The 20948-nt window shown below is 72.7% G+C and carries 15 protein-coding genes; 12 read left to right on the top strand and 3 right to left on the bottom strand.

What is annotated here, in order from left to right:
* Position 1 precedes the first annotated feature (1 nt).
* From A4V12_RS16050 to A4V12_RS16005, 10 genes are all read left to right on the top strand, one after another.
* Complete coding sequence (locus A4V12_RS16050) at positions 2 to 2491, top strand: NADH-quinone oxidoreductase subunit G (RefSeq protein WP_423563624.1); 2490 nt, start codon at positions 2 to 4, stop codon at positions 2489 to 2491.
* The gene (nuoH, locus tag A4V12_RS16045) at positions 2488 to 3846 is read left to right on the top strand and encodes an NADH-quinone oxidoreductase subunit NuoH (protein ID WP_064070014.1); all 1359 of its coding nucleotides are present in this window, start codon (positions 2488 to 2490) and stop codon (positions 3844 to 3846) included. The genes A4V12_RS16050 and nuoH overlap by 4 nt, the downstream gene beginning before the upstream one ends.
* Positions 3839 to 4459, top strand: a complete 621-nt coding sequence (gene nuoI, locus A4V12_RS16040; RefSeq protein ID WP_234372194.1) for an NADH-quinone oxidoreductase subunit NuoI — start codon at positions 3839 to 3841, stop codon at positions 4457 to 4459. Before nuoH ends, nuoI begins: the two co-directional genes overlap by 8 nt.
* The gene (locus tag A4V12_RS16035) at positions 4456 to 5307 is read left to right on the top strand and encodes an NADH-quinone oxidoreductase subunit J (protein ID WP_064070012.1); all 852 of its coding nucleotides are present in this window, start codon (positions 4456 to 4458) and stop codon (positions 5305 to 5307) included. Before nuoI ends, A4V12_RS16035 begins: the two co-directional genes overlap by 4 nt.
* Positions 5304 to 5603 (top strand): NADH-quinone oxidoreductase subunit NuoK, encoded by a 300-nt coding sequence (gene nuoK / locus A4V12_RS16030; RefSeq protein ID WP_064070011.1) that lies wholly within the window; start codon positions 5304 to 5306, stop codon positions 5601 to 5603. Before A4V12_RS16035 ends, nuoK begins: the two co-directional genes overlap by 4 nt.
* A gap of 11 nt (positions 5604 to 5614) precedes the next feature.
* On the top strand, positions 5615 to 7555 hold the full coding sequence (gene nuoL, locus A4V12_RS16025; RefSeq protein WP_064070010.1) for an NADH-quinone oxidoreductase subunit L: 1941 nt from the start codon (positions 5615 to 5617) through the stop codon (positions 7553 to 7555).
* Between the two features lie 5 nt (positions 7556 to 7560).
* Positions 7561 to 9132 (top strand): NADH-quinone oxidoreductase subunit M, encoded by a 1572-nt coding sequence (locus A4V12_RS16020; protein ID WP_064070116.1) that lies wholly within the window; start codon positions 7561 to 7563, stop codon positions 9130 to 9132.
* The gene (gene nuoN, locus A4V12_RS16015; protein ID WP_064070009.1) at positions 9129 to 10793 is read left to right on the top strand and encodes an NADH-quinone oxidoreductase subunit NuoN; all 1665 of its coding nucleotides are present in this window, start codon (positions 9129 to 9131) and stop codon (positions 10791 to 10793) included. The genes A4V12_RS16020 and nuoN overlap by 4 nt, the downstream gene beginning before the upstream one ends.
* A 119-nt stretch (positions 10794 to 10912) precedes the next feature.
* Positions 10913 to 11875: a helix-turn-helix transcriptional regulator gene (locus tag A4V12_RS16010; protein WP_064070008.1), complete on the top strand. Its 963-nt coding sequence runs from the start codon at positions 10913 to 10915 to the stop codon at positions 11873 to 11875.
* Between the two features lie 40 nt (positions 11876 to 11915).
* Complete coding sequence (locus tag A4V12_RS16005) at positions 11916 to 12728, top strand: carbohydrate-binding protein (RefSeq protein WP_064070007.1); 813 nt, start codon at positions 11916 to 11918, stop codon at positions 12726 to 12728.
* A gap of 162 nt (positions 12729 to 12890) precedes the next feature.
* Here the strand turns inward: A4V12_RS16005 and fahA are convergent, their stop codons facing one another.
* Both fahA and A4V12_RS15995 read right to left on the bottom strand, forming a co-directional pair.
* Complete coding sequence (fahA, locus tag A4V12_RS16000; protein WP_064070006.1) at positions 12891 to 14117, bottom strand: fumarylacetoacetase; 1227 nt, start codon at positions 14115 to 14117, stop codon at positions 12891 to 12893.
* Positions 14118 to 14160: 43 nt separating this feature from the next.
* Complete coding sequence (locus A4V12_RS15995) at positions 14161 to 16356, bottom strand: CocE/NonD family hydrolase (protein WP_064070005.1); 2196 nt, start codon at positions 16354 to 16356, stop codon at positions 14161 to 14163.
* A 216-nt stretch (positions 16357 to 16572) separates the two neighbouring features.
* Between A4V12_RS15995 and A4V12_RS15990 the strand changes: the two genes are divergently transcribed.
* Complete coding sequence (locus A4V12_RS15990) at positions 16573 to 17583, top strand: polyprenyl synthetase family protein (protein ID WP_064070004.1); 1011 nt, start codon at positions 16573 to 16575, stop codon at positions 17581 to 17583.
* A gap of 122 nt (positions 17584 to 17705) precedes the next feature.
* A complete protein-coding gene (locus A4V12_RS15985) occupies positions 17706 to 18923 on the top strand; it encodes a LolA family protein (RefSeq protein ID WP_064070003.1) in 1218 nt (405 codons plus the stop codon).
* Positions 18924 to 19105: 182 nt separating this feature from the next.
* On the opposite strand, the gene A4V12_RS15980 is transcribed toward A4V12_RS15985, so the two are convergent.
* The gene (locus A4V12_RS15980) at positions 19106 to 20467 is read right to left on the bottom strand and encodes a M28 family peptidase (RefSeq protein WP_064070002.1); all 1362 of its coding nucleotides are present in this window, start codon (positions 20465 to 20467) and stop codon (positions 19106 to 19108) included.
* Between the last annotated feature and the right edge of the window lie 481 nt (positions 20468 to 20948).

Genomic DNA, 20948 nt, shown 5'->3' with positions numbered 1-20948 from the left:
CATGGCATCCGGCCCCGCGCAGGGCGGCAGCGCGGCCGTCCCGCCCGAGGACCTGATCACCCTGACCATCGACGGCATCGAGATCTCCGTCCCCAAGGGGACGCTCGTCATCCGTGCCGCCGAACAGCTCGGCATCGAGATCCCCCGGTTCTGCGACCACCCCCTCCTCGACCCGGCCGGCGCCTGCCGCCAGTGCATCGTCGAGGTGGAGGGCCAGCGCAAGCCGATGGCGTCCTGCACCATCACCTGCACCGACGGCATGGTCGTCAAGTCGCAGCTCACCTCGCCCGTCGCCGAGAAGGCCCAGGTGGGGGTGATGGAGCTGCTGCTCATCAACCACCCGCTGGACTGCCCGGTCTGCGACAAGGGCGGCGAGTGCCCGCTGCAGAACCAGGCCATGTCGCACGGACAGGCCGACTCCCGCTTCGAGGGGCGCAAGCGGACCTACGAGAAGCCCGTCCCGATCTCCACCCAGGTCCTCCTCGACCGCGAGCGGTGCGTGCTGTGCGCCCGCTGCACCCGGTTCTCGAACCAGGTCGCGGGCGACCCGATGATCGAGCTGCTCGAGCGCGGCGCGCTCCAGCAGGTCGGCACCGGCGAGGGCGACCCGTTCGAGTCGTACTTCTCCGGCAACACCATCCAGATCTGCCCCGTCGGCGCGCTGACTTCGGCGGCGTACCGGTTCCGCTCCCGCCCCTTCGACCTGGTCTCCTCGCCGAGCGTCTGCGAGCACTGCGCCGGCGGCTGCGCCACCCGCACCGACCACCGGCGCGGCAAGGTCATGCGGCGCCTCGCGGCCAACGACCCGGAGGTCAACGAGGAGTGGGTGTGCGACAAGGGGCGCTTCGCGTTCCGGTACGCGCAAGCGCGTGACCGGCTCACCACGCCACTGGTGCGCAGCGCCTCGACGGGCGCGCTGGAGCCGGCCTCCTGGCCGGAGGCGCTGGAGGCGGCGGCCCGCGGCCTGGTCCGCGGCCGCACGGGCGTCCTGACCGGCGGCCGGCTGACCGTCGAGGACGCGTACGCGTACGCCAAGTTCGCCCGTGTCGCCCTCGACACCAACGACATCGACTTCCGCGCGCGCGTGCACAGCGGCGAGGAGGCCGACTTCCTGGCCGCCCGGGTCGCCGGGCGCGGCCGGGACCTGGACGGACGGGGGATCACGTACACCTCCCTGGAGCAGGCCCCGGCGGTGCTGCTCGCCGGGCTGGAGGCGGAGGAGGAGGCGCCGGGCGTCTTCCTGCGGCTGCGCAAGGCGTGGCGCAAGAAGGGGCAGCGGACCTTCGCCCTCGCCTCCCACGCCACCCGGGGGCTGGAGAAGGCCGGCGGCACGCTGCTGCCGGCCGCGCCCGGGACCGAGCCGGAGTGGCTGGACGCGCTCGCCTCCGGGACGGGGCTCGACGCGGACGGCGCCGCCGCCTCGGAGGCGCTGCGGCAGCCCGGCGCGGTCCTCGTGGTCGGTGAGCGGCTGGCGGGAGTGCCGGGCGCGCTGACCGCGGCCGTGCGCGCCGCGGCGGCGACCGGGGCGGAGCTGGTGTGGATCCCGCGCCGGGCCGGTGAGCGCGGCGCGCTGTGGGCCGGCGCGATCCCCTCGCTGCTGCCGGGCGGGCGGCCCGCGACCGATCCACGCGCGCGTGACGAGGTCGCCGCCGCCTGGGGCGTACGGGAGCTGCCGCACCGCTACGGCCGGGACACGGGTCAGATCGTGGAGGCCGCGGCGACCGGCGAGCTGGGTGCCCTGCTGGTGGCGGGCGTCGAGGTGGCGGACCTGCCGGACCCGGCACGCGCGCGTGCGGCCCTGGACGCGGCGTTCGTCGTGTCGCTGGAGCTGCGGCCCGGCGAGGTCACCGAGCGGGCGGACGTGGTCCTCCCGGTCGCCGCGGTGGCGGAGAAGTCCGGCACCTTCCTCAACTGGGAGGGCCGGGTGCGGATGTTCGAGGCCGCGCTGAAGCCGGAGCACATGACCCGCGCGCTCGCCCCGACGGACACGCGGGTGCTGCACATGCTGGCCGACACCATGGACGCGCACTTCGCGCTGCCGGACGTCGCGGCCGTGCGGCGCGAGCTGGACCGGCTCGGTGCCTGGGACGGGACGCGGGCGGGCGACCCCGCGGAGTCCGCCGTGCCGCTGCCCCGGGCGGGCGACGGCGAGGCGGTGCTGGCCGGTCACCGGCTGCTGCTCGACCTGGGCGTGCTCCAGGAGGGCGACGAGGCCCTGGCGGGCACCCGGCACGCGGCGGTGGCCCGCCTGTCGGCGGCGACGGCGGCGGAGACGGGCGTGAAGGACGGCGACCCGGTGTCGGTGACCGGCCCGGCGGGCTCGGTGGAACTGCCCCTGAGGGTGACCGACATGCCGGACCGGGTGGTCTGGCTGCCGCTCAACTCGACCCCCGGCGGCGTCCCGCACGCCCTGGGCACCACCCCCGGGCACCTGGTCCGCCTCGCCCCGACGACCCCGAACTCCGCGGCCGCCACGGAGGTGGAGGCATGATCCCGTACACCCTGGCAGCGGAGGACCTGTCCATGTTCGGCCGCGACCCCTGGTGGCTCGTGGCGATCAAGGCGGTCTTCTGCTTCGCCTTCCTGATGATCACCGTGCTCTTCTCCATCGTGTGGGAGCGCAAGGTCGTCGCCTGGATGCAGCTGCGCATCGGCCCCAACCGGCACGGCCCCTGGGGCCTCCTCCAGTCCCTCGCGGACGGCGTCAAGCTGATGCTGAAGGAGGACGTGGTCGTCAAGCGGGCCGACAAGGTCGTCTACATCCTCGCCCCGATCATCGCCGCCATCCCGGCGTTCATGGCGATCGCGGTGATCCCCTTCGGCCCGGCCGGCAACGAGGTCTCGATCTTCGGGCAGCGCACCACGATGCAGCTCACCGACCTGCCGATCGCGATGCTCTACATCCTCGCGGTCGCCTCCGTCGGCATCTACGGCATCGTGCTCGCCGGCTGGTCGTCCGGCTCCACCTATCCGCTCCTCGGCGGCCTGCGCTCGTGCGCGCAGATGATCTCGTACGAGATCGCGATGGGCGCCGCCTTCGCCTCGGTCTTCCTCTACTCCGGGTCGATGTCGACCTCGGCGATCGTGGAGGCCCAGGCGGACCGCTGGTACATCATCCTGCTGCCGGTCTCCTTCATCATCTACATCGTCACGATGGTCGGTGAGACCAACCGCGCCCCGTTCGACATGCCGGAGTCCGAGGGCGACCTGGTCGGCGGGTTCAACACCGAGTACAGCTCGATCAAGTTCGCGATGTTCATGCTCGCCGAGTACGTGAACATGGTGACGGTCTCGGCGGTGTCGGTGACGCTGTTCCTCGGCGGCTGGCGTGCCCCGTACCCGGTCTCCACCTTCTGGGAGGGCGCGAACCACGGCTGGTGGCCGATGCTCTGGTTCGTCGTCAAGGTGCAGCTGCTGCTGTTCTTCTTCATCTGGCTGCGCGGCACCCTCCCCCGCGTCCGCTACGACCAGCTGATGAAGCTCGGCTGGAAGGTCCTCATCCCCGTCTCGGTCGTCTGGCTGATGCTGGTGGCGACCGTGCGGGCGCTGCGCAACGAGAACTACGACTTCCAGGAGATCGTGCTGTACGTGGCGGGCGCGGTCATCGCCGTCCTCCTCCTCTCCTTCGTGGTCGACATCTTCCGCGACAGGAAGGGCCGGCAGGGTGCGGAGGCCGCCGAGCCGCCCGCCGGGTTCGACCCGATGGCCGGCGGGTTCCCCGTGCCGCCGCTGCCCGGTCAGACCCTGCCGCCGGTGCCCCGGCGACGGCCGCGCCGTGACGGCGAGTTGATTGTCAGTGGTGGCGTCAATACTGACAGTGACGGAAAGGAGGCTGACGGTGTCTGAGGGCAACTTCCAGAATCCGGTCGCCGGCTTCGGCGTGACCTTCAAGGCCATGTTCAAGAAGCGGCTCACCGAGCAGTACCCGGAGCAGCAGAAGACGACGGCGCCGCGCTTCCACGGCCGGCACCAGCTCAACCGCCATCCGGACGGCCTGGAGAAGTGCGTCGGCTGCGAGCTGTGCGCCTGGGCCTGCCCGGCCGACGCCATCTACGTCGAGGGCGCGGACAACACCGACGAGGAGCGGTACTCGCCCGGTGAGCGGTACGGCCGCGTCTACCAGATCAACTACGCCCGCTGCATCCTGTGCGGGCTGTGCATCGAGGCCTGCCCGACCCGGGCGCTGACGATGACGAACGAGTTCGAGCTGGCCGACAGCTCCCGCGAGAACCTGATCTACACCAAGGAGCAGCTCCTCGCGGGCCTGGAGGACGGCATGGTCGCCTCGCCGCACGCCATCTTCCCGGGCATGACGGAACAGGACTACTACCGGGGGCTGGTGACGGAAGCCGCGCCCGGCACGGTCCCGCAGGCCGCGGCCGACGGCGGGGAGCCGCAGCGGGGCGCGTCGGACTCCGGACAGGACGAGCCCGCGTCGGGGAAGGTGATCGGCGCATGAGCGCGCTCGCCGCCGCCAACGCCGCCTCCACGGGTGAGGCCGTGCAGTTCTGGGTGCTCGGCACCATCGCCGTCGTCGGCGCGCTGGGCACGATCCTGATGAAGAAGGCGGTGCACAGTGCGCTGAGCCTCGCCGCCACCATGATCATCCTTGCGGTGTTCTACCTCGCCAACGGGGCGTACTTCCTGGGTGTCGTGCAGATCATCGTCTACACCGGCGCGATCATGATGCTCTTCCTCTTCGTCGTGATGCTCGTCGGCGTCACCGCCGCCGACTCGCTGAAGGAGACCATCAAGGGCCAGCGCTGGCTGGCCCTCGCCTGCGGCCTCGGCTTCGGCATCCTCCTGGTCGCCGGACTCGGCAGGGCGTCGCTGGACACCTTCGAGGGCCTCGGCACGGCGAACGCCGGGGGGAACGTGGAGGGCCTCGCCGCCCTGATCTTCACCACGTACGTCTTCGCCTTCGAGATCACCGGCGCGCTGCTGATCACCGCCGCCGTCGGCGCGATGGTGCTGACGCACCGGGAGCGCACCGAGCGGGCTCTCACCCAGCGCGAGCTGTCCGAGCGGCGCGTACGGGAGGGGAAGCACCTGCCGCCCCTGCCGGCGCCCGGCGTCTACGCCCGGCACAACGCCGTGGACATCGCCGGCCTGCTCCCCGACGGCACCCCGTCGGAGCTCACCGTCAACCGGACGCTCCGGGCGCGCGGCCAGATCCGCGACGTGTCGCGGCAGGCGCTGGCGGACCTCGCGGCGCTGGAGCAGCGCGCGCAGGAGCGCCTGGGGCGCGGCCCGTCGGAGCCGCAGGCGTCCCGGCCCCAGGGCCGTAAGGAGGAGAACGCCCAGTGAATCCGGTCAACTACCTGTACCTGGCCGCCCTGTTGTTCACCATCGGCGCGGCCGGGGTGCTGATCCGGCGGAACGCGATCGTCGTCTTCATGTGCGTGGAGCTGATGCTCAACGCCTGCAACCTGGCGCTCGTCGCCTTCTCCCGGATGCACGGCAATCTCGACGGCCAGATCATCGCCTTCTTCACGATGGTCGTCGCCGCCGCGGAGGTCGTGGTCGGGCTCGCGATCATCGTGTCGCTGTTCCGTTCCCGCCACTCGGCCTCGGTCGACGACGCCAGCCTGATGAAGCTGTGAGGGGCTGAAACGTGGAGAATCTGATCGCGCTGCTCGTCGCGGCGCCGCTGCTGGGGGCGGCCGTCCTGCTCTGCGGCGGGAGGCGGCTGGACAGGGCCGGGCACTGGCTCGGCACCCTGCTCGCCGCCGCCTCCTTCGTCATCGGGGCGGTGCTCTTCTTCGACATGCTGGGCCGGGGCGCCGAGGAGCGGGAGCTGCACCAGCACCTGTTCAGCTGGGTGCCGGTGGAGGGCTTCCAGGCGGACATCGCCTTCCAGCTCGACCAGCTGTCGATGACGTTCGTCCTGCTCATCACCGGTGTCGGCACGCTCATCCACGTGTACTCGATCGGGTACATGGAGCACGACGAGCGCAGGCGCCGCTTCTTCGGTTACCTGAACCTGTTCCTCTCGGCGATGCTGCTGCTGGTGCTCGCCGACAACTACCTCCTGCTGTACTTCGGCTGGGAGGGCGTCGGTCTCGCCTCGTACCTCCTGATCGGCTTCTGGCAGCACAAGCCCAGCGCGGCCACCGCCGCGAAGAAGGCCTTCCTGGTGAACCGGGTCGGCGACATGGGCCTGTCGATCGCCATCATGCTGATGTTCACCACGTTCGGGACGTTCACCTTCGGCCCGGTCCTCGCGGCCACGGGGGAGACCTCCGAGGGGATGCTGACGGCCATCGGCCTGATGCTGCTGCTCGCCGCGTGCGGCAAGTCCGCGCAGGTGCCCCTGCAGTCCTGGCTCGGGGACGCGATGGAGGGCCCGACCCCGGTCTCGGCCCTGATCCACGCGGCCACGATGGTGACCGCCGGCGTCTACCTGATCACCAGGTCGGGTGCGATCTTCAACGCCGCCCCGGACGCCCAGCTGGCGGTCGTGGTGGTCGGCGCGGTCACGCTCCTGTTCGGTGCGATCGTCGGTTGCGCCAAGGACGACATCAAGAAGGCGCTGGCCGGTTCGACGATGTCGCAGATCGGCTACATGATCCTGGCGGCCGGCCTCGGCCCGATCGGGTACGCGTTCGCGATCATGCACCTGGTGACCCACGGCTTCTTCAAGGCCGGGCTGTTCCTCGGGGCCGGTTCGGTCATGCACGGCATGAACGACGAGGTCGACATGAGGAAGTACGGCGGCCTCAGGAAGTACATGCCGGTGACCTTCGTGACCTTCGGGCTCGGCTACCTGGCGATCATCGGCTTCCCGGGGCTGTCCGGCTTCTGGTCCAAGGACAAGATCATCGAGGCGGCCTTCGCCAAGGGCGGCACCGAGGGCTGGATCCTCGGCGCGGTCACCCTGCTGGGCGCGGGCATCACCGCGTACTACATGACCCGCGTGATGATCATGACGTTCTTCGGCGAGAAGCGCTGGCAGCCCGCCCCGGACCCGGACAAGGCGCCCAGTGCGGAGCCCGGCGTCGAGGTCCACCCCGGCGAGATGCCGCATCCCCACGAGTCGCCGAGGTCCATGACGATCCCGATGATCCTTCTGGCCTTCGGCTCGGTCTTCGCGGGCGGGCTCTTCTCCCTCAACAGTGCCTTCGTCAACTGGCTGAAGCCGGTGACCGAGTTCGAGCACGGCCACCCGCCCATCAGCGCGGGCGCGGTGACCGCGTCCACGGTCGTCGTCCTGCTGATCGGCGTCGGCATCGCGTACGCGCAGTACGGCCGCCGGCCCGTCCCGGTGGTCGCCCCGCGCGGCTCGCTGCTCACCCGCGCCGCCCGGCGCGACCTGCTCCAGGACGACTTCAACCACATCGTCCTGGTCCGCGGCGGCGAGCACCTCACCCGCTCCCTGGTGTACATGGACCACACCCTGGTCGACGGGGTGGTCAACGGCACCGCCGCCTCGGTCGGCGGACTGTCCGGCCGGCTGCGCAGGCTGCAGAACGGCTTCGCCCGCTCCTACGCGGTCTCGATGTTCGGAGGTACGGCGGTGCTGATCGCCGCGACCCTGCTGATGAGGGGGGTGTGACCACCATGTCGTTCCCCCTCCTGACGGTGACGGCGGCCCTGCCGGCCGCCGGCGCGATCCTCACCGCCGCCGTCCCGGCCGCGCGCCGCACGACCGCCAAGTGGCTCGCGCTGCTGGTCTCCCTGGGCACGCTCGTCCTGGCCGCGCTCGTGGCCGTCCGCTTCGAACCGGGCGGCGAGCGCTACCAGCTCACCGAGTCCCACGCCTGGATCGCCGACTTCGGCGTCCGGTACGAACTGGGCGTGGACGGCATCGGGGTGGCGCTCATCGCGCTCACCGCGCTGCTGATCCCGTTCATCGTCCTGGCCGGCTGGCACGACGCCGACCCCTATGAGACCCAGACCAAGCGGTGGCGGCCGACCCAGGGCTTCTTCGCCCTGATCCTGATGGTCGAGGCGATGGTGATCCTCTCCTTCGCCGCCACCGACGTCTTCCTCTTCTACATCCTCTTCGAAGCCATGCTCATCCCGATGTACTTCCTCATCGGCGGCTTCGGGGACCGGGCGCACACGGGCACCGACGAGAACGCGGCGGCCCAGCGGTCCTACGCCGCGGTCAAGTTCCTCCTCTACAACCTGGTCGGCGGGCTCATCATGCTGGCCGCCGTCATCGGGCTGTACGTCGTCGCCGGCAACTTCTCCCTCACCGAGATCGCCGCGGCGCGGGCGAGCGGCGAGCTGGAGATGGCGACCGACACCGAGCGGCTGCTGTTCCTCGGGTTCTTCTTCGCCTTCGCGGTGAAGGCCCCGCTGTGGCCGCTGCACACCTGGCTGCCCAACGCCATGGGCGAGGCCACCGCGCCGGTGGCGGTGCTCATCACGGCCGTGGTCGACAAGGTCGGCACCTTCGCGATGCTCCGCTTCTGCCTCCAGCTCTTCCCGGAGGCGTCGAAGTGGGCCACGCCCGCGATCATCGTGCTGGCGCTGATCAGCATCGTGTACGGGGCGCTCCTCGCGGTGGGCCAGCGCGACATCAAGCGGCTGGTCGCCTACGCGTCGATCTCCCACTTCGGCTTCATCATCATGGGCATCTTCGCGATGACCAGCCAGGGCCAGTCCGGCGCCACCCTGTACATGGTCAACCACGGGATCTCGACGGCCGCGCTGATGCTGGTGGCCGGCTTCCTGATCACGCGCCGCGGGTCGCGCCTCATCGCCGACTACGGCGGTGTGCAGAAGGTGGCGCCCGTGCTCGCCGGGACGTTCCTGGTGGGCGGTCTGGCCACGCTGTCGCTGCCCGGCCTCGCGCCGTTCGTCTCCGAATTCCTGGTCCTGGTGGGCACGTTCGCCCGGTACCCGGTGGCCGGCATCGTCGCGACCTCCGGCATCGTGCTGGCCGCGCTCTACACGCTGGTGCTCTACCAGCGGACGATGACCGGGCCGGTGAAGGAGGAGGTGCGGGCGATGCCCGACCTCAAGGCGCGCGAGCTGGTGGTGGTCGCCCCGCTGATCGCCCTGCTGCTCGTCCTGGGCGTCTACCCCAAGCCGCTGACCGAGATCGTCGACCCGGCCGTGCGGCACACCATGTCCGACGTACAGCAGAAGGACCCGCGACCGGAAGTGGAGGCGGCCAAGTGAGCGCATCAGCCGCAGTGGCTGTCCACAGCCTGTGGACGACGGCGGCGGAACCGGCCGCCGCCGACAGGATCGGGGCACCGGCCATCGAGTACGCCCAGCTGGCACCCACGCTGATCGTGGTGGGCGCCGCCGTGGTGGGCGTGCTGCTGGAGGCCTTCGTGCCGCGCCGGGCCCGCTACCACGCCCAGGTGTTCCTGACCGTCGTGGCGCTGGCCGCCGCCTTCGCGGCCGTCGTCGCCCTGGCGGCCGGCGGCCACGCCACCACCAAGGCCGGCATCGTCGCGATGGGCGCGATCGCGGTCGACGGTCCGGCCCTGTTCCTCCAGGGCACCATCCTGCTGACCTCCCTGGTCGCCGTGTTCACCTTCGCCGAACGGCGGCTCGACCCCGCCCACCACGGGCACCGGGTCGACTCCTTCGCCGCCGAGGCCGCCGCCGTACCGGGCAGCGAGCAGGAGAAGGCCGCCGTCAAGGCCGGGTTCACCACCACCGAGGTCTTCCCCCTGGTGCTGTTCGCCGTCGGCGGCATGCTCGTCTTCCCGGCCGCCAACGACCTGCTGACGCTCTTCATCGCGCTGGAGGTCTTCTCCCTGCCGCTGTACCTGCTGTGCGCGGTGGCCCGCCGCAAGCGGCTGATGTCGCAGGAAGCCGCCGTGAAGTACTTCCTGCTGGGCGCCTTCTCGTCGGCGTTCCTGCTGTTCGGCGTCGCGCTGATGTACGGGTACGCGGGCTCCGTGTCGTACGCCCGGATCGCCGACGTGGTGGACGGGTCGGTGTCCGACATCACCCCGGCGCTCGCACAGACCATGGGCAACGACGTGCTGCTGCTCATCGGGTTCGCCATGGTGCTGATGGGCCTGCTGTTCAAGGTCGGCGCGGTGCCGTTCCACATGTGGACCCCGGACGTCTACCAGGGCGCCCCCACGCCGGTCACCGGCTTCATGGCGGCCGCCACCAAGGTCGCGGCGTTCGGCGCGATGCTGCGGCTGCTGTACGTGGTGCTGCCCGGACTGCGCTGGGACTGGCGGCCCGTCATGTGGGGCGTCGCCATCGTCACCATGCTGGCCGGCGCGATCGTCGCCATCACCCAGACCGACATCAAGCGGCTGCTGGCCTACTCGTCGATCGCCCACGCCGGGTTCATCCTCGCCGGTGTCATCGCCGCGACTCCCGACGGGGTGTCGTCCGTGCTGTTCTACCTCGGCGCGTACTCGTTCGTGACGGTGGGGGCCTTCGCCGTCGTCACCCTGGTGCGCGACGCGGGCGGGGAGGCGACCCACCTGTCCAAGTGGGCCGGACTCGGCAGGCGTTCACCGCTCGTCGCGGCCGTCTTCGCGGTGTTCCTGCTCGCCTTCGCCGGCATTCCGCTCACCTCCGGGTTCTCCGGCAAGTTCGCCGTCTTCAAGGCGGCGGCGGAGGGCGGCGCGGGTGCTCTGGTGGTCATCGGTGTGATCTCCTCGGCGATCGCCGCGTTCTTCTACATCAGGGTCATCGTGCTGATGTTCTTCAGCGAACCGAAGCCGGAGGGGCCGACGGTCGCCGTGCCGTCGCCGCTGACGATGACGACGATCGCCGTGGGCGTCGCCGTCACCCTGGCACTGGGCGTGGCGCCCCAGTACTTCCTGGACCTCGCCGGACAGGCGAGCGTCTTCGTCCGCTGAGAACCGGCCGGCAGGCCGTCGCGCAGGGCCCGGTACCCCAGTGGGGGTGCCGGGCCCTGCGTACGCGTGCCATCGTGGCACCGTCGAATTGGTCTGGACCAAATGAAGGGGAGCGAACGATGCGCGGCACCACCGTATTACCCGGAACGCCCTGCACCGCACCCGAGGAGGGCGTCCTGCCCATGCACCGCCTCGAAGTGCCCATGCCCAACGCCCTGCCGTTCGCGATCGGCAGCTTCGACACCATCGGGCCCATGTCGAGGGCCGACTTCCCGCACCGGCACACCTTCTACGAGATCGTCCACGTCACCGCCGGAACCGGCACGCACGTGCTGGACCTCGCCCGCTGGGAACTCGCCCCGCCCCACCTGTGCGTGATCGCACCGGGGCAGGTCCACCACTGGGAGGACGCGGTGGGGCTCGACGGAACGGTGGTCCTCTTCACCGAGGACTTCCTCCTCGACCACCCCGGCGACCGGGAGGTGCTGCGGGGCTTCGCCGAACGCCCCTGGCTGACGCTCGACGACCACGAGCACGACCGGATCGCCCGTCTGACGGCCGACCTCCACGACGAGTACCGGCGCGGGGCCGAGGGGTTCCAGAGCGTCCTGAGGGCCCTGCTGCACGTCCTCGTCGTCCGGGCCGCCCGGCTGCCCGTCCCCGCCGTCGCTCCCGCCGCCCCCGGCGCCACCCGTCCCGCAGCGGTCGCGGACGCCTTCGCCCGGCTCCTCGCCCGCAGCGACCCCGGGCTGTGGTCGGTCCGCGCGTGCGCCGACCGCATCGGCGTCACGGCCGGCTACCTCACCGAGGCCGTCAAGACCGCCACCGGCCGGACCCCGGGCCAACTGGTCCGGGAGGCCCGCACCCACGAGGCCAAGCGGCTGCTGACGCACACCGGGCTGACGGTGCGCCAGGTCGCGGCTCGCGTCGGGTTCGCCGACCCGGCGTACTTCTGCCGCTTCTTCCGGCGGGAGACCGGGCTGAGCCCCGGCGCGTTCCGGCGCGGCGGCGAGGCGGACGGCGGCGGTATTCACCACGACCACCGGATCGCGTCCATCGCCCGCCCGGAACCGGCTGCGTAGGTTCGGAGCCATCCCCGACGCCCCCTTCCAAGGAGCAGGCATGGACGGACACCCGAGCCGAAAGACCGTGCTGCGCGCCGCGCTCGCCGCCGGCGTCGCCACGCCCGCCGCGCTGATGGGCGTACCGGCGCTCGCCCGTACGGTCACGGCGGACGGCACCACGAACGGCGCGGCACCCCCGCTCACCCCTTCCTGCGACGACGGTGACGATCCGACACCGCCGCAGATGGAAGGGCCCTACTTCAAGCCGAACTCGCCCCGCCGCACCTCCCTGCTGGAGTCCAACACCCCCGGTGTGCGGCTCACCGTCACGGGCTACGTCTTCGGGCTCGCCTGCCGGCCGCTCAGCGGCGTACTGCTGGACTTCTGGCAGGCCGACGTCAACGGGGCCTACGACAACGTGGGCTTCCGCTTCCGGGGGCACCAGTTCACCGGCGAGGGCGGGGCGTTCACGCTCACCACCATCGTGCCGGGGCTGTACCCGGGCCGCACCCGGCACCTGCACGTCAAGCTCCAGGCGCCCGGCCGGCCGGTGCTGACGACGCAGCTGTACTTCCCGGGTGAGCCGCGCAACAACACCGACGCGCTGTTCGACCCGCGGCTGCTGATGACCGTGCGGGACGCGGGCGGAGGGCGGGAGGCGGCGTTCGACTTCGTGCTGGACGTGCCGCAGACACCGGGCCCCGGGCCCACCACCCCGCCGCCCGGCGGATCCACGTGGGCGGTGGGCACCGCGTACCGGCCGGGCGACCGCGTCACGTACGGGGGAGCGGCGTACACCTGCCTCCAGGGCCACACCGCGCAGCCGGGCTGGGAGCCGCCGCGCGCACCGGCCCTGTGGCGGGCCGGCTGACGCGCCTTCGCCGGCCGGGGCCGGAGCACCCGGGTGCTCCGGCCCGTGGTACTCCGGGGGCTCCCGCCGCCCCGGCTCCCGCCGCCCCGGCTCCCGCCGCCCCGGCTCCGGGCGGCGGTCGGGGCCGGGCGGTCGGGGCCGGGCGCGGCGGGCCGTGCCGGATCAGTGCGCCGGAACGATCCGGCCGGTGACCTCGCCGAGGCCGACCTTCGTGCCGTCCGGGCCGGGCGCCCACGCCGTGAGGGTGACCTCGTCCCCGTCTTCCAGGAACGTCCGCTTGCCGGTGGACAGCTCCAGCGGCTCCTGCCCGTTCCAGGTCAGCTCCAGCAGCGAACCGCGCTGGTGCACCTCGGGGCCGCTGACCGTGCCGGAGCCGAAGAGGTCGCCGGTCCGCAGGGAGGCGCCGTTGACCGTCATGTGCGCCAGCTGCTGGGCGGCCGTCCAGTACATGGAGGAGAACGGCGGCTCGGAGACCGTCTCGCCGTTGATGCGCACCGTGATGCGCAGGTCGAACCCGCCCGGCTCCTCGTCGGAGCTGTCGTCCAGGTACGGCAGGAGGGGGAAGTCACGGGCGGGCGGCGCCACCCGGGCGGCGTCCAGGGCCTCCAGCGGGGTCACCCAGGCGGACACGGAGGTCGCGAAGGACTTGCCCAGGAACGGGCCGAGGGGGACGTACTCCCACGCCTGGACGTCGCGCGCCGACCAGTCGTTGAGCAGCGTCAGGCCGAAGACGTGGTCGCGGAAGGAGGCCAGCGGCACGGACCGGCCGAGCTCCGAGGGGGTGCCGACGAGGAAGCCGACCTCCGCCTCGATGTCCAGCTTGACGGACGGCCCGAAGACGGGCGCGGGGTCCGCGGGCGCCTTGCGCTGCCCGGCGGGGCGCGTGATGTCGGTACCGGACACGACGACCGTGCCGGAGCGGCCGTGGTAGCCGATCGGCAGGTGCTTCCAGTTGGGGGTGAGCGGCTCACCGTCCGGGCGGAAGATCCGGCCGACGTTGGTGGCGTGGTGCTCGGAGGCGTAGAAGTCGACGTAGTCCGCGACCTCGTACGGCAGGTGCAGGGTGACCTCGCCGAGCGGGTGCAGCAGCGGCTCTATGTCCGGGCGGTGCGCCGGGACGGTCACCCAGGCGGTGAGGGCGCGGCGGACGTCGCGCCAGGCGGTGCGGCCGGCGGCGAGCAGCGGGTTCAGGCTGGGCCGGGCCAGCAGCGCCGCGTACGGCGAACCCAGCGCGTGCGCCGCGGCCCCCGCGTCCAGGACGTGGTCGCCGATGCGGACGCCGAGCCGGCGGCGGCCCGGTTCGTCCGCGGTGGTGAAGACGCCGTACGGCAGGTTGTGCGGACCGAAGGGATCGCCTTCGGCCAGGTCGAGCGGGCTCTGCTCGGGCATCGGTGCTTGCCTCGCTTTCCACGTGTGTGGGGGACACGTTAGATCAGCCCGGCGCGCGGGCGACGCGCTTCTCCCAGGTGTGGTGGAAGAGGACCTCGGTGCCTTCCGCGCAGATCACCTCGTCGGTGGCGAGGAAGTGGGTGGCGTCGCAGCTGATCTCGGAGCGGGTGTCGACGGTGACGCTCCAGGGCAGGTCCGGGCGGTGCAGCCGGATCCGCCACCGCGAGCGGGTGCGGGCGGAGAGCGGATCGCGCTCGGTGATGACGGCGGTGTCCAGGGTGTCCTCGTCGATCTCCAGGCCGTCGGGGTAGGCGCGGGCGCCGTCCTGGCGGGGGCTTTCCTCCAGGCGCCACTCGCCCCTGGCGACGTCCCGGACGACGAGCCGCGCGGGGCGCCGGGTCTCGCTGTCGTCCAGCGCGGCCGGGACGGTGACCCCGAGGGGCTCGGCCTGCTCCGGCTCCCCGAGGACGACGGTGCCGGGAGCCGGCCGGCGGACCGGGAGCCGCAGGGAGCAGGCGGCGGGGTCGAGGGTGAACCCGGTGTCCCAAGGGCCGGGCCAGATCCAGGGCCAGTACGCGGAGGAGACCGCGAGCCGGACGCGGTGGCCGGGCGGGAAGGCGTGCCCGGCGCCGTGCAGTTCGACGACGTGTTCCCGGCGGCCCTCCGGCCCGGCGGGCAGGCGCAGCGCGCCCCGCGTCACGAGGGTGGACGAGCCGTCCGGCGCGATGTCGCAGAGCCGTGCCACGACCTGCCCGCCGGGCCCCCCGCCGCGCAGGGTGAGGGAGACCAGGGGCCGCCCGAGGATCTCGACGGGCGCGCCGTCCGGGGGCACGGGGAAGTCGAAGCAGGCCGCGTGGGCGTCCTCGGCGCGCTGGTCGGGCGGCAGGTCGGCGGTGCCGCCGTACGGGTCGTCCGGGTCGTCGCGGGCGCCGTCCCCGGTGCCGGGGGCGGGGTCGCCGGCGGGGCCGCCGGTGGGCTCTCCGGGCGGGACGAGGGGCCCGGCGTCCAGGCCGGTGTGCTGGGGGGAGCGGACGAGGACGGGCGCGCCCTGGAGGGCGTACGTCACCGGGGTGATGTGCGGGGACGGCCAGCCCGGGTCGCCGACCCAGCGGCCGGAGGTGACCGGTTCGGCGGTGGCCGGGGTGGGCGGTTCGGGCACGGTGCCGGCCGGTTCGGCGGGGGCGCCGGGCTCCGCGGGGGCCGCGGGCGGCGGGTGGGCGCCGGTGCGGAGGGCCGGGCCGCCGATCCAGGACCGGAGCAGCGGCTCGGCCATCACCCCGGTGGGCTCGTCCCTCAGGTGGTGGTCCCACCAGCGCAGCGTCTCCTGGAGGAAGCCGATCGCCGGGCCGGGCGGCCGCTCCCGGTCCGGGTACTGGTGCGTCCACGGCCCGATGATGCCCCGCACCCGGTCGCCCGGCAGCTGCTCGACCAGCCGCAGGACGGTGTCGCGGTACGGGTCGTGCCACCCGCCCACCGCGAGGACGGCCGCCCGCACGGAGCCGGGGGCTCCGGGCGGCCCGGCGGCGTCGCCGGAGGAGCGCGCGAGCCGGGCGTGCACCGGCGGCACCAGCGCCTCCAGCCGGGCCAGCCACATCTCGCGCCACGCGTCACCGACGTACAGGGGGTCGGGCGGCCGGGCGGCGAGGGCGAGCAGCGCGGCCGCCCGGGCGGGCGGCCCGGCCGCGGAGCACGGCCCGTCCGGTCCGTCCGGTCCGGAAGGCCAGTCCGGTCCGGAAGGCCAGTCCGGCCGGTCCGGCCCCGGGTCCCCGCCGCCGTACCGCCCGTCGGGACAGCAGACGGCGACGACCGCCCCCAGCGGCTCGGGGCTGAGCGCGGCGACCCCCAGCGCCGTGGCGCCGCCCCGCCCGATGCCGAACATGCCGACCCGGCCGTCGCACCACGGCCGGGCGGCGAGCCAGGCGACCACCTCGGCGGCGTCGGCGGCGTCCGTCCCCGAGTGCTCGTCGCCGGGCAGGCCCCCGCTGTTGCCGTGCCCGCGCGCGTCCACCCGTACCGAGGCGTAGCCGTGGCCCGCGTACCAGGGGTGGCGCTGCCGGTCGCGGGGCGCGGTCCAGTCGGTCAGCCGGCACGGGTCGTACTCGAGGAGGGCCGGGACGGGCGCGCCCGGCCCGACGGTGAGCGGGCGCCAGACGCGGGCGTAGAGCCGCGTGCCGTCCGGCAGGGGGATGCGGACGTCCTCGTGGACCGTCTCGTACGGGAAGGCGGTGCGGATCTTCATAGGGGGCCTCGGGACCCGTCTCGTCGGTGTTCCGTGGGTTTCCTTGGCAGCATGGGGTAAAGGGAGCGCTCCCGGTCATACCAGCTGTTCTTGAACATACCGGGGGAGGGCGGAAGGCGCCCACGGTGATCGAAAGGGGACCGGATACGCTGACTTGAGTGAATCCAGCGACACATCGACAATCCGTGTGATCGTCAGCAGACAGGAGATCCCCTCGTGACCGCAGTCGGGCCGTTCGGGCTGAGCGTGCGGGACCAGGCTCTTGAGGCCGATGTCCAGACCGGATTGGCGGCCGTCGAGGCAGGGCTCCTCGATGCCACCAAGAGTGACGTGCCGTTCATCACCGAGGCCGCGCAGCACCTGGTACGGGCCGGGGGGAAGCGCTTCCGTCCGCTGCTGGTGATGCTCGCCGCCCAGTTCGGCGACCCGCACGCCCCGGGCGTCGTGCCCTCCGCCGTGGTCGTCGAGCTGACGCACCTCGCGACGCTCTACCACGACGACGTCATGGACGAGGCCGACGTGCGCCGCGGGGTGGACAGCGCCAACGCCCGCTGGGGCAACTCGGTGGCCGTCCTGACGGGTGACTTTCTCTTCGCACGCGCCTCACACATCCTGGCGGACCTCGGCCCCGAGGCGGTCCGCATCCAGGCCGAGGCCTTCGAACGCCTGGTCACCGGGCAGATCCTCGAAACCGCCGGCCCGCGCGACGGGCGCGACCCGGTCGAGCACTACCTGGACGTCATCGCCGGCAAGACCGGCTCCCTGATCGCCGTCTCCGGGCGCTTCGGCGCGATGATGTCGGGCGCCGACGAGCGGGTCGTGGACATCCTCACGCAGTACGGCGAGCGGCTCGGCGTCGCCTTCCAGCTCGCCGACGACGTCCTGGACATCGCCTCCGACTCCCACGAGTCCGGCAAGACCCCCGGCACCGACCTGCGGGAGGGCATCCCCACGCTGCCGGTGCTGCACCTGCGGGCACGGGCGGCCTCGGGCGGCCGGGCGGAGGACCTGGAGCTGGTCGCGCTGCTGGACGGCGACCTGACGGACGACGCCCGGCACGCGGAGGCCCTGCGGCGGCTGCGCGTCCACCCGGCGCTGGAGCAGGCGCGCCGGGACACCGTCCGCTACGCCCAGGAGGCGCGCGCCACGCTCGGACCGCTGCCCGACTGCTACGCCAAGGCCGCGCTGGAGGAGCTGTGCGACCTGGTGGTGCACCGCGCGGGGTAGCGGTCTCGGGGTCGGGTCATCCCTGAGCAGTACGGAAGTCGAGCCCCCGGGCTGACGCCCCGGGGGGTGCCGCCTTGGTCAGATGGATACCGATGGATCGCTGACCACGGAGGTAGGCACACATGGCACCGAACGACAGCGCCGGACGCCGCAGGACGGCTCGGTACGCGGTCCCGGTCGCGGTGGCGGGGGTGGCGGCGGCGACGATCGGGCTCGTCCCGGCGCTCGCGGCATCCGGTGACCCCGAACTGCCGGAGATCACGGCACAGCAACTGATCGAGAAGATCGCCGCGTCGGACGTGCAGCAGCTGTCCGGCACGGTGAAGGTGACGACGGACCTGGGGCTCCCGTCGCTGGCCGGGCTCGGCGGCGACCTCGGGGGCGGCGGCGCGGGCGGCGAGGCGGGCCTCGGCAAGCTGATGGAGTTCGCCACCGGCACGCACACCCTGCGGGTGGCGGCGGACGGGCCGGACAAGCAGCGGCTCACCGTCGTGGACGACGCCTCCGCCGAGTACAGCCTGGTGCGCAACGGCAAGGACGTCTGGGCGTACGACGGCGGGTCCAAGGAAGCGGTGCACTCCACCGAGGAGGCACCGGCCGAGGACGACGGCGCCCGCTCCGACACCACGCCCGGGCTGCCGAGCGGCCCGGCCACCCCCAAGGCGCTCGTGGACGAGGCGCTGAAGGCCGTCGACGCCACCACGTCGGTGACGGTCGACGGGACGGCGAGGATCGCCGGGCGCGACGCGTACCAGCTGGTGATCAAGCCGAAGCAGAGCGGTTCGACGATCGGCTCGATCAAGGTCGCGGTGGACGCGGGCAACGGCGTGCCGCTGAAGTTCACGCTCACCCCGAGCGGCGGCGGCAAGGCCGCGATCGACGCGGGCTTCACGAAGGTGGACTTCGCCCGCCCGGCCGCGTCGACGTTCGACTTCGTCCCGCCCAAGGGCGCCAAGGTGATCGAGGAGCCGGCCGCCGGTGCGGAGCACGCCGTGCCGAAGGACGCCCTCCCGGAGCACGCCCTCCCGATGAAGCCCGGCAAGGGCGACGCGGAGGCGTTCGCGGGCGGGGAGGACCTGAACGTCATCGGCGAGGGCTGGACCTCGATCGCCCGGATCGCCGGCCCGGCCGGCGGCGTCCCGTCCGAGCTGCCCGAGGACGCCCCGGCGGAGGCACAGCAGCTCCTCGACGCGCTCGGCGACAAGGCGACCGGCGCGTTCGGTTCCGGCACCGTCTTCAAGACCCGGCTGGTCAACGCCCTGATGACCGACGACGGCAAGGTCTACGTGGGCGCCGTCACTCCCGAGGCGCTGATCGCCGCGGCGAACGGCGACAAGTAGCCGCGCGCGGCAGGACGTTGGGGGGCGCCCCGCCCGGAGAGGCTGTACCGGTCTCCGGGCGGGGCGTCCGTCTGTGCGCCGGCGCCGCGGCGACGGCCGTGCCCGCTGCCGCTGCCGCGGCGTCGGGGGTGGTGGCGCGGGGCCGCGGCCCGGGGGCGGGCCGGGGCCGGGGGCGCCGGCCGCTAGAACGTGAGGCGGAACGCGTTGATGTAGCCCGTGTCCTGGGCCGCCACGTCCTGGACGCGCAGCTTCCACGCGCCGTTCGCCGCCTCGCTCGACGCGTCGACCGTGTAGGTGGTCTGCACGTTGTCGGCCGAGTCGCTGCTGCTGGAGTTCTTCAGGCGGTACGCCGTGCCGTCGGGCGCGAGCAGGTCCACGACCAGGTCGCCGCGCCAGGTGTGGACGATGTCGACACCCACCTTCAGCGCGGCCGGCGCGTTGCCGGTGCGGCCGGAGACGGTGACCGTGGACGTCACGGCCGTGCCGTTGTCCGGTACGGCCACGTCGGCGGTGTTCTCGTACGTGTCACCGGTGGGCGGCTCGGTCGTACCGGCCGACAGCGTCCAGATGGCGTGCGCGACCGCGTCGCTGTTCCGGTCGAGCGCCGTGTCGTTGATGTTGGACGTGCCGTCGCAGGAGGAGTGGTAGCAGCGGTCGAAGGCCTGGCCGGCCGTTCCGCCCCACTTCTGTGCCTGGGCGCTGGTCTTCGTACGGCTCGCGCCGGTGAACAGGCCGCCGACCGGGATGCCGACGTTCTTGAACGAGGCGTGGTCGGAGCGGCCGTCGCCCTCCGTCTCGATCTCGGTCGGTACGCCGAGGCCCGCGAAGTAGTCCTTGAAGGTCTTCTCGATGGCCGGGTCGTCGTCGTAGACGAAGTAACCGGGGTTCGGCGAACCGATCATGTCGAAGTTGAGGTACCCGGAGAGCTTGGCGCGCTCGGTCGACGGGAGGTTGTTGACGTAGTACTTGGAGCCGACCAGACCCAGCTCCTCGGCGCCCCACCACCCGAAGCGCAGGTGCTTGGTGGGCTTGAGCTGGGCGCGGGAGACGGCGAGCGCGGTCTCCAGCACGGCGGCGGAGCCGGAGCCGTTGTCGTTGATGCCCGCGCCGGAGGAGACGGAGTCGAGGTGGGCGCCGGCCATGACCACCTGGTTGGTGTCGCCGCCGGGCCAGTCGGCGATCAGGTTGTAGCCGGTGGTGCCGTTGTACGTGAACTGCTGCACGGTGGTGGTGAACCCGGCCGCGTCCAGCTTGGCCTTCACGTAGTCGATCGACGCCTTGTAACCGGGGCGCCCGTGGGCGCGGTTGCCGCCGTTGGCGGAGGCTATGGACGCGAACTGGGTCAGGTGCGCCTTGACGTTGGCGAGCGGGATGTCGGGCGCGGCGAGCGCGGCCGCCGTGGTGCGGGCGGCGGCGCCGGGACCGGCCGGTGCGGCGGTGGCGGCCGTGGCTCCCGGTGCGGCGGTGGCCAGGAGGCCGGCCAGGACGAGCGCGGCGGTGGCGGCGGTGCGTCTGGGTATGCGGTGGTGGGCGGAGAGGTTCATGTGGGGGCTCCGGATTCCGTACGGGGATGGGACGGAACGTGCGAGACGCCCCGCGGCGTCGGGGCGTGGGGCGTTGGAGCTGATCGAGCGGGTGGAGCAACTGCTGCGACGTGCGTGCTGAATGTTCAGCGAGAGTTTGACTCAGCGTCAAGGGCGGAAACCGGTCACGAGTGTTCGCATATCGGAAGCATCGCGGCGCGAAGTGATCGCCAATCGGGCACGGGTACGGGGCCGTTCGGCCCGGACCGGCGCTGCACGAGCCGTGGCACGGGGGCCTTGCGGCCTGGACGCCCGTGCCGGAGGAAGCCCGGGTGGGCCTGCGCGGCCCCCGGCTGGCGGGCGTCCGGGGCTGGCGGGCGTCTGCGGCTGGCGGGCGTCTGCGGCTGGCGGGCGTCCGCCGCGTCGCCGCGGACGCTGCGCCCGAGCGCGCCGCTGATCCGCGCGGTGTACGGGCGAGGTGGGGGCGGGGCTCGGGCCGGGC

Source organism: Streptomyces noursei (genome assembly GCF_001646665.1).
In the GTDB taxonomy this organism is placed as follows: Bacteria; Actinomycetota; Actinomycetes; order Streptomycetales; family Streptomycetaceae; genus Streptomyces; species Streptomyces lavendulocolor.
The sequence above is the reverse complement of the archived record's forward strand: the minus strand, read 5'-3'. Positions and strand labels throughout refer to the sequence as shown.

Excerpts from the sequence above, each read along its gene's own strand:
- A4V12_RS16005 (WP_064070007.1), top strand. The coding sequence starts at position 11,916 with ATGGACGGACACCCGAGCCGAAAGACCGTGCTGCGCGCCGCGCTCGCC.
- A4V12_RS15980 (WP_064070002.1), bottom strand. The coding sequence starts at position 20,467 with ATGAACCTCTCCGCCCACCACCGCATACCCAGACGCACCGCCGCCACC.
- A4V12_RS16020 (WP_064070116.1), top strand. The coding sequence starts at position 7,561 with ATGTCGTTCCCCCTCCTGACGGTGACGGCGGCCCTGCCGGCCGCCGGC.
- nuoH (WP_064070014.1), top strand. The coding sequence starts at position 2,488 with ATGATCCCGTACACCCTGGCAGCGGAGGACCTGTCCATGTTCGGCCGC.
- A4V12_RS16035 (WP_064070012.1), top strand. The coding sequence starts at position 4,456 with ATGAGCGCGCTCGCCGCCGCCAACGCCGCCTCCACGGGTGAGGCCGTG.
- A4V12_RS16010 (WP_064070008.1), top strand. The coding sequence starts at position 10,913 with ATGCGCGGCACCACCGTATTACCCGGAACGCCCTGCACCGCACCCGAG.
- A4V12_RS16050 (WP_423563624.1), top strand. The coding sequence starts at position 2 with ATGGCATCCGGCCCCGCGCAGGGCGGCAGCGCGGCCGTCCCGCCCGAG.
- A4V12_RS15985 (WP_064070003.1), top strand. The coding sequence starts at position 17,706 with ATGGCACCGAACGACAGCGCCGGACGCCGCAGGACGGCTCGGTACGCG.
- fahA (WP_064070006.1), bottom strand. The coding sequence starts at position 14,117 with ATGCCCGAGCAGAGCCCGCTCGACCTGGCCGAAGGCGATCCCTTCGGT.
- A4V12_RS15995 (WP_064070005.1), bottom strand. The coding sequence starts at position 16,356 with ATGAAGATCCGCACCGCCTTCCCGTACGAGACGGTCCACGAGGACGTC.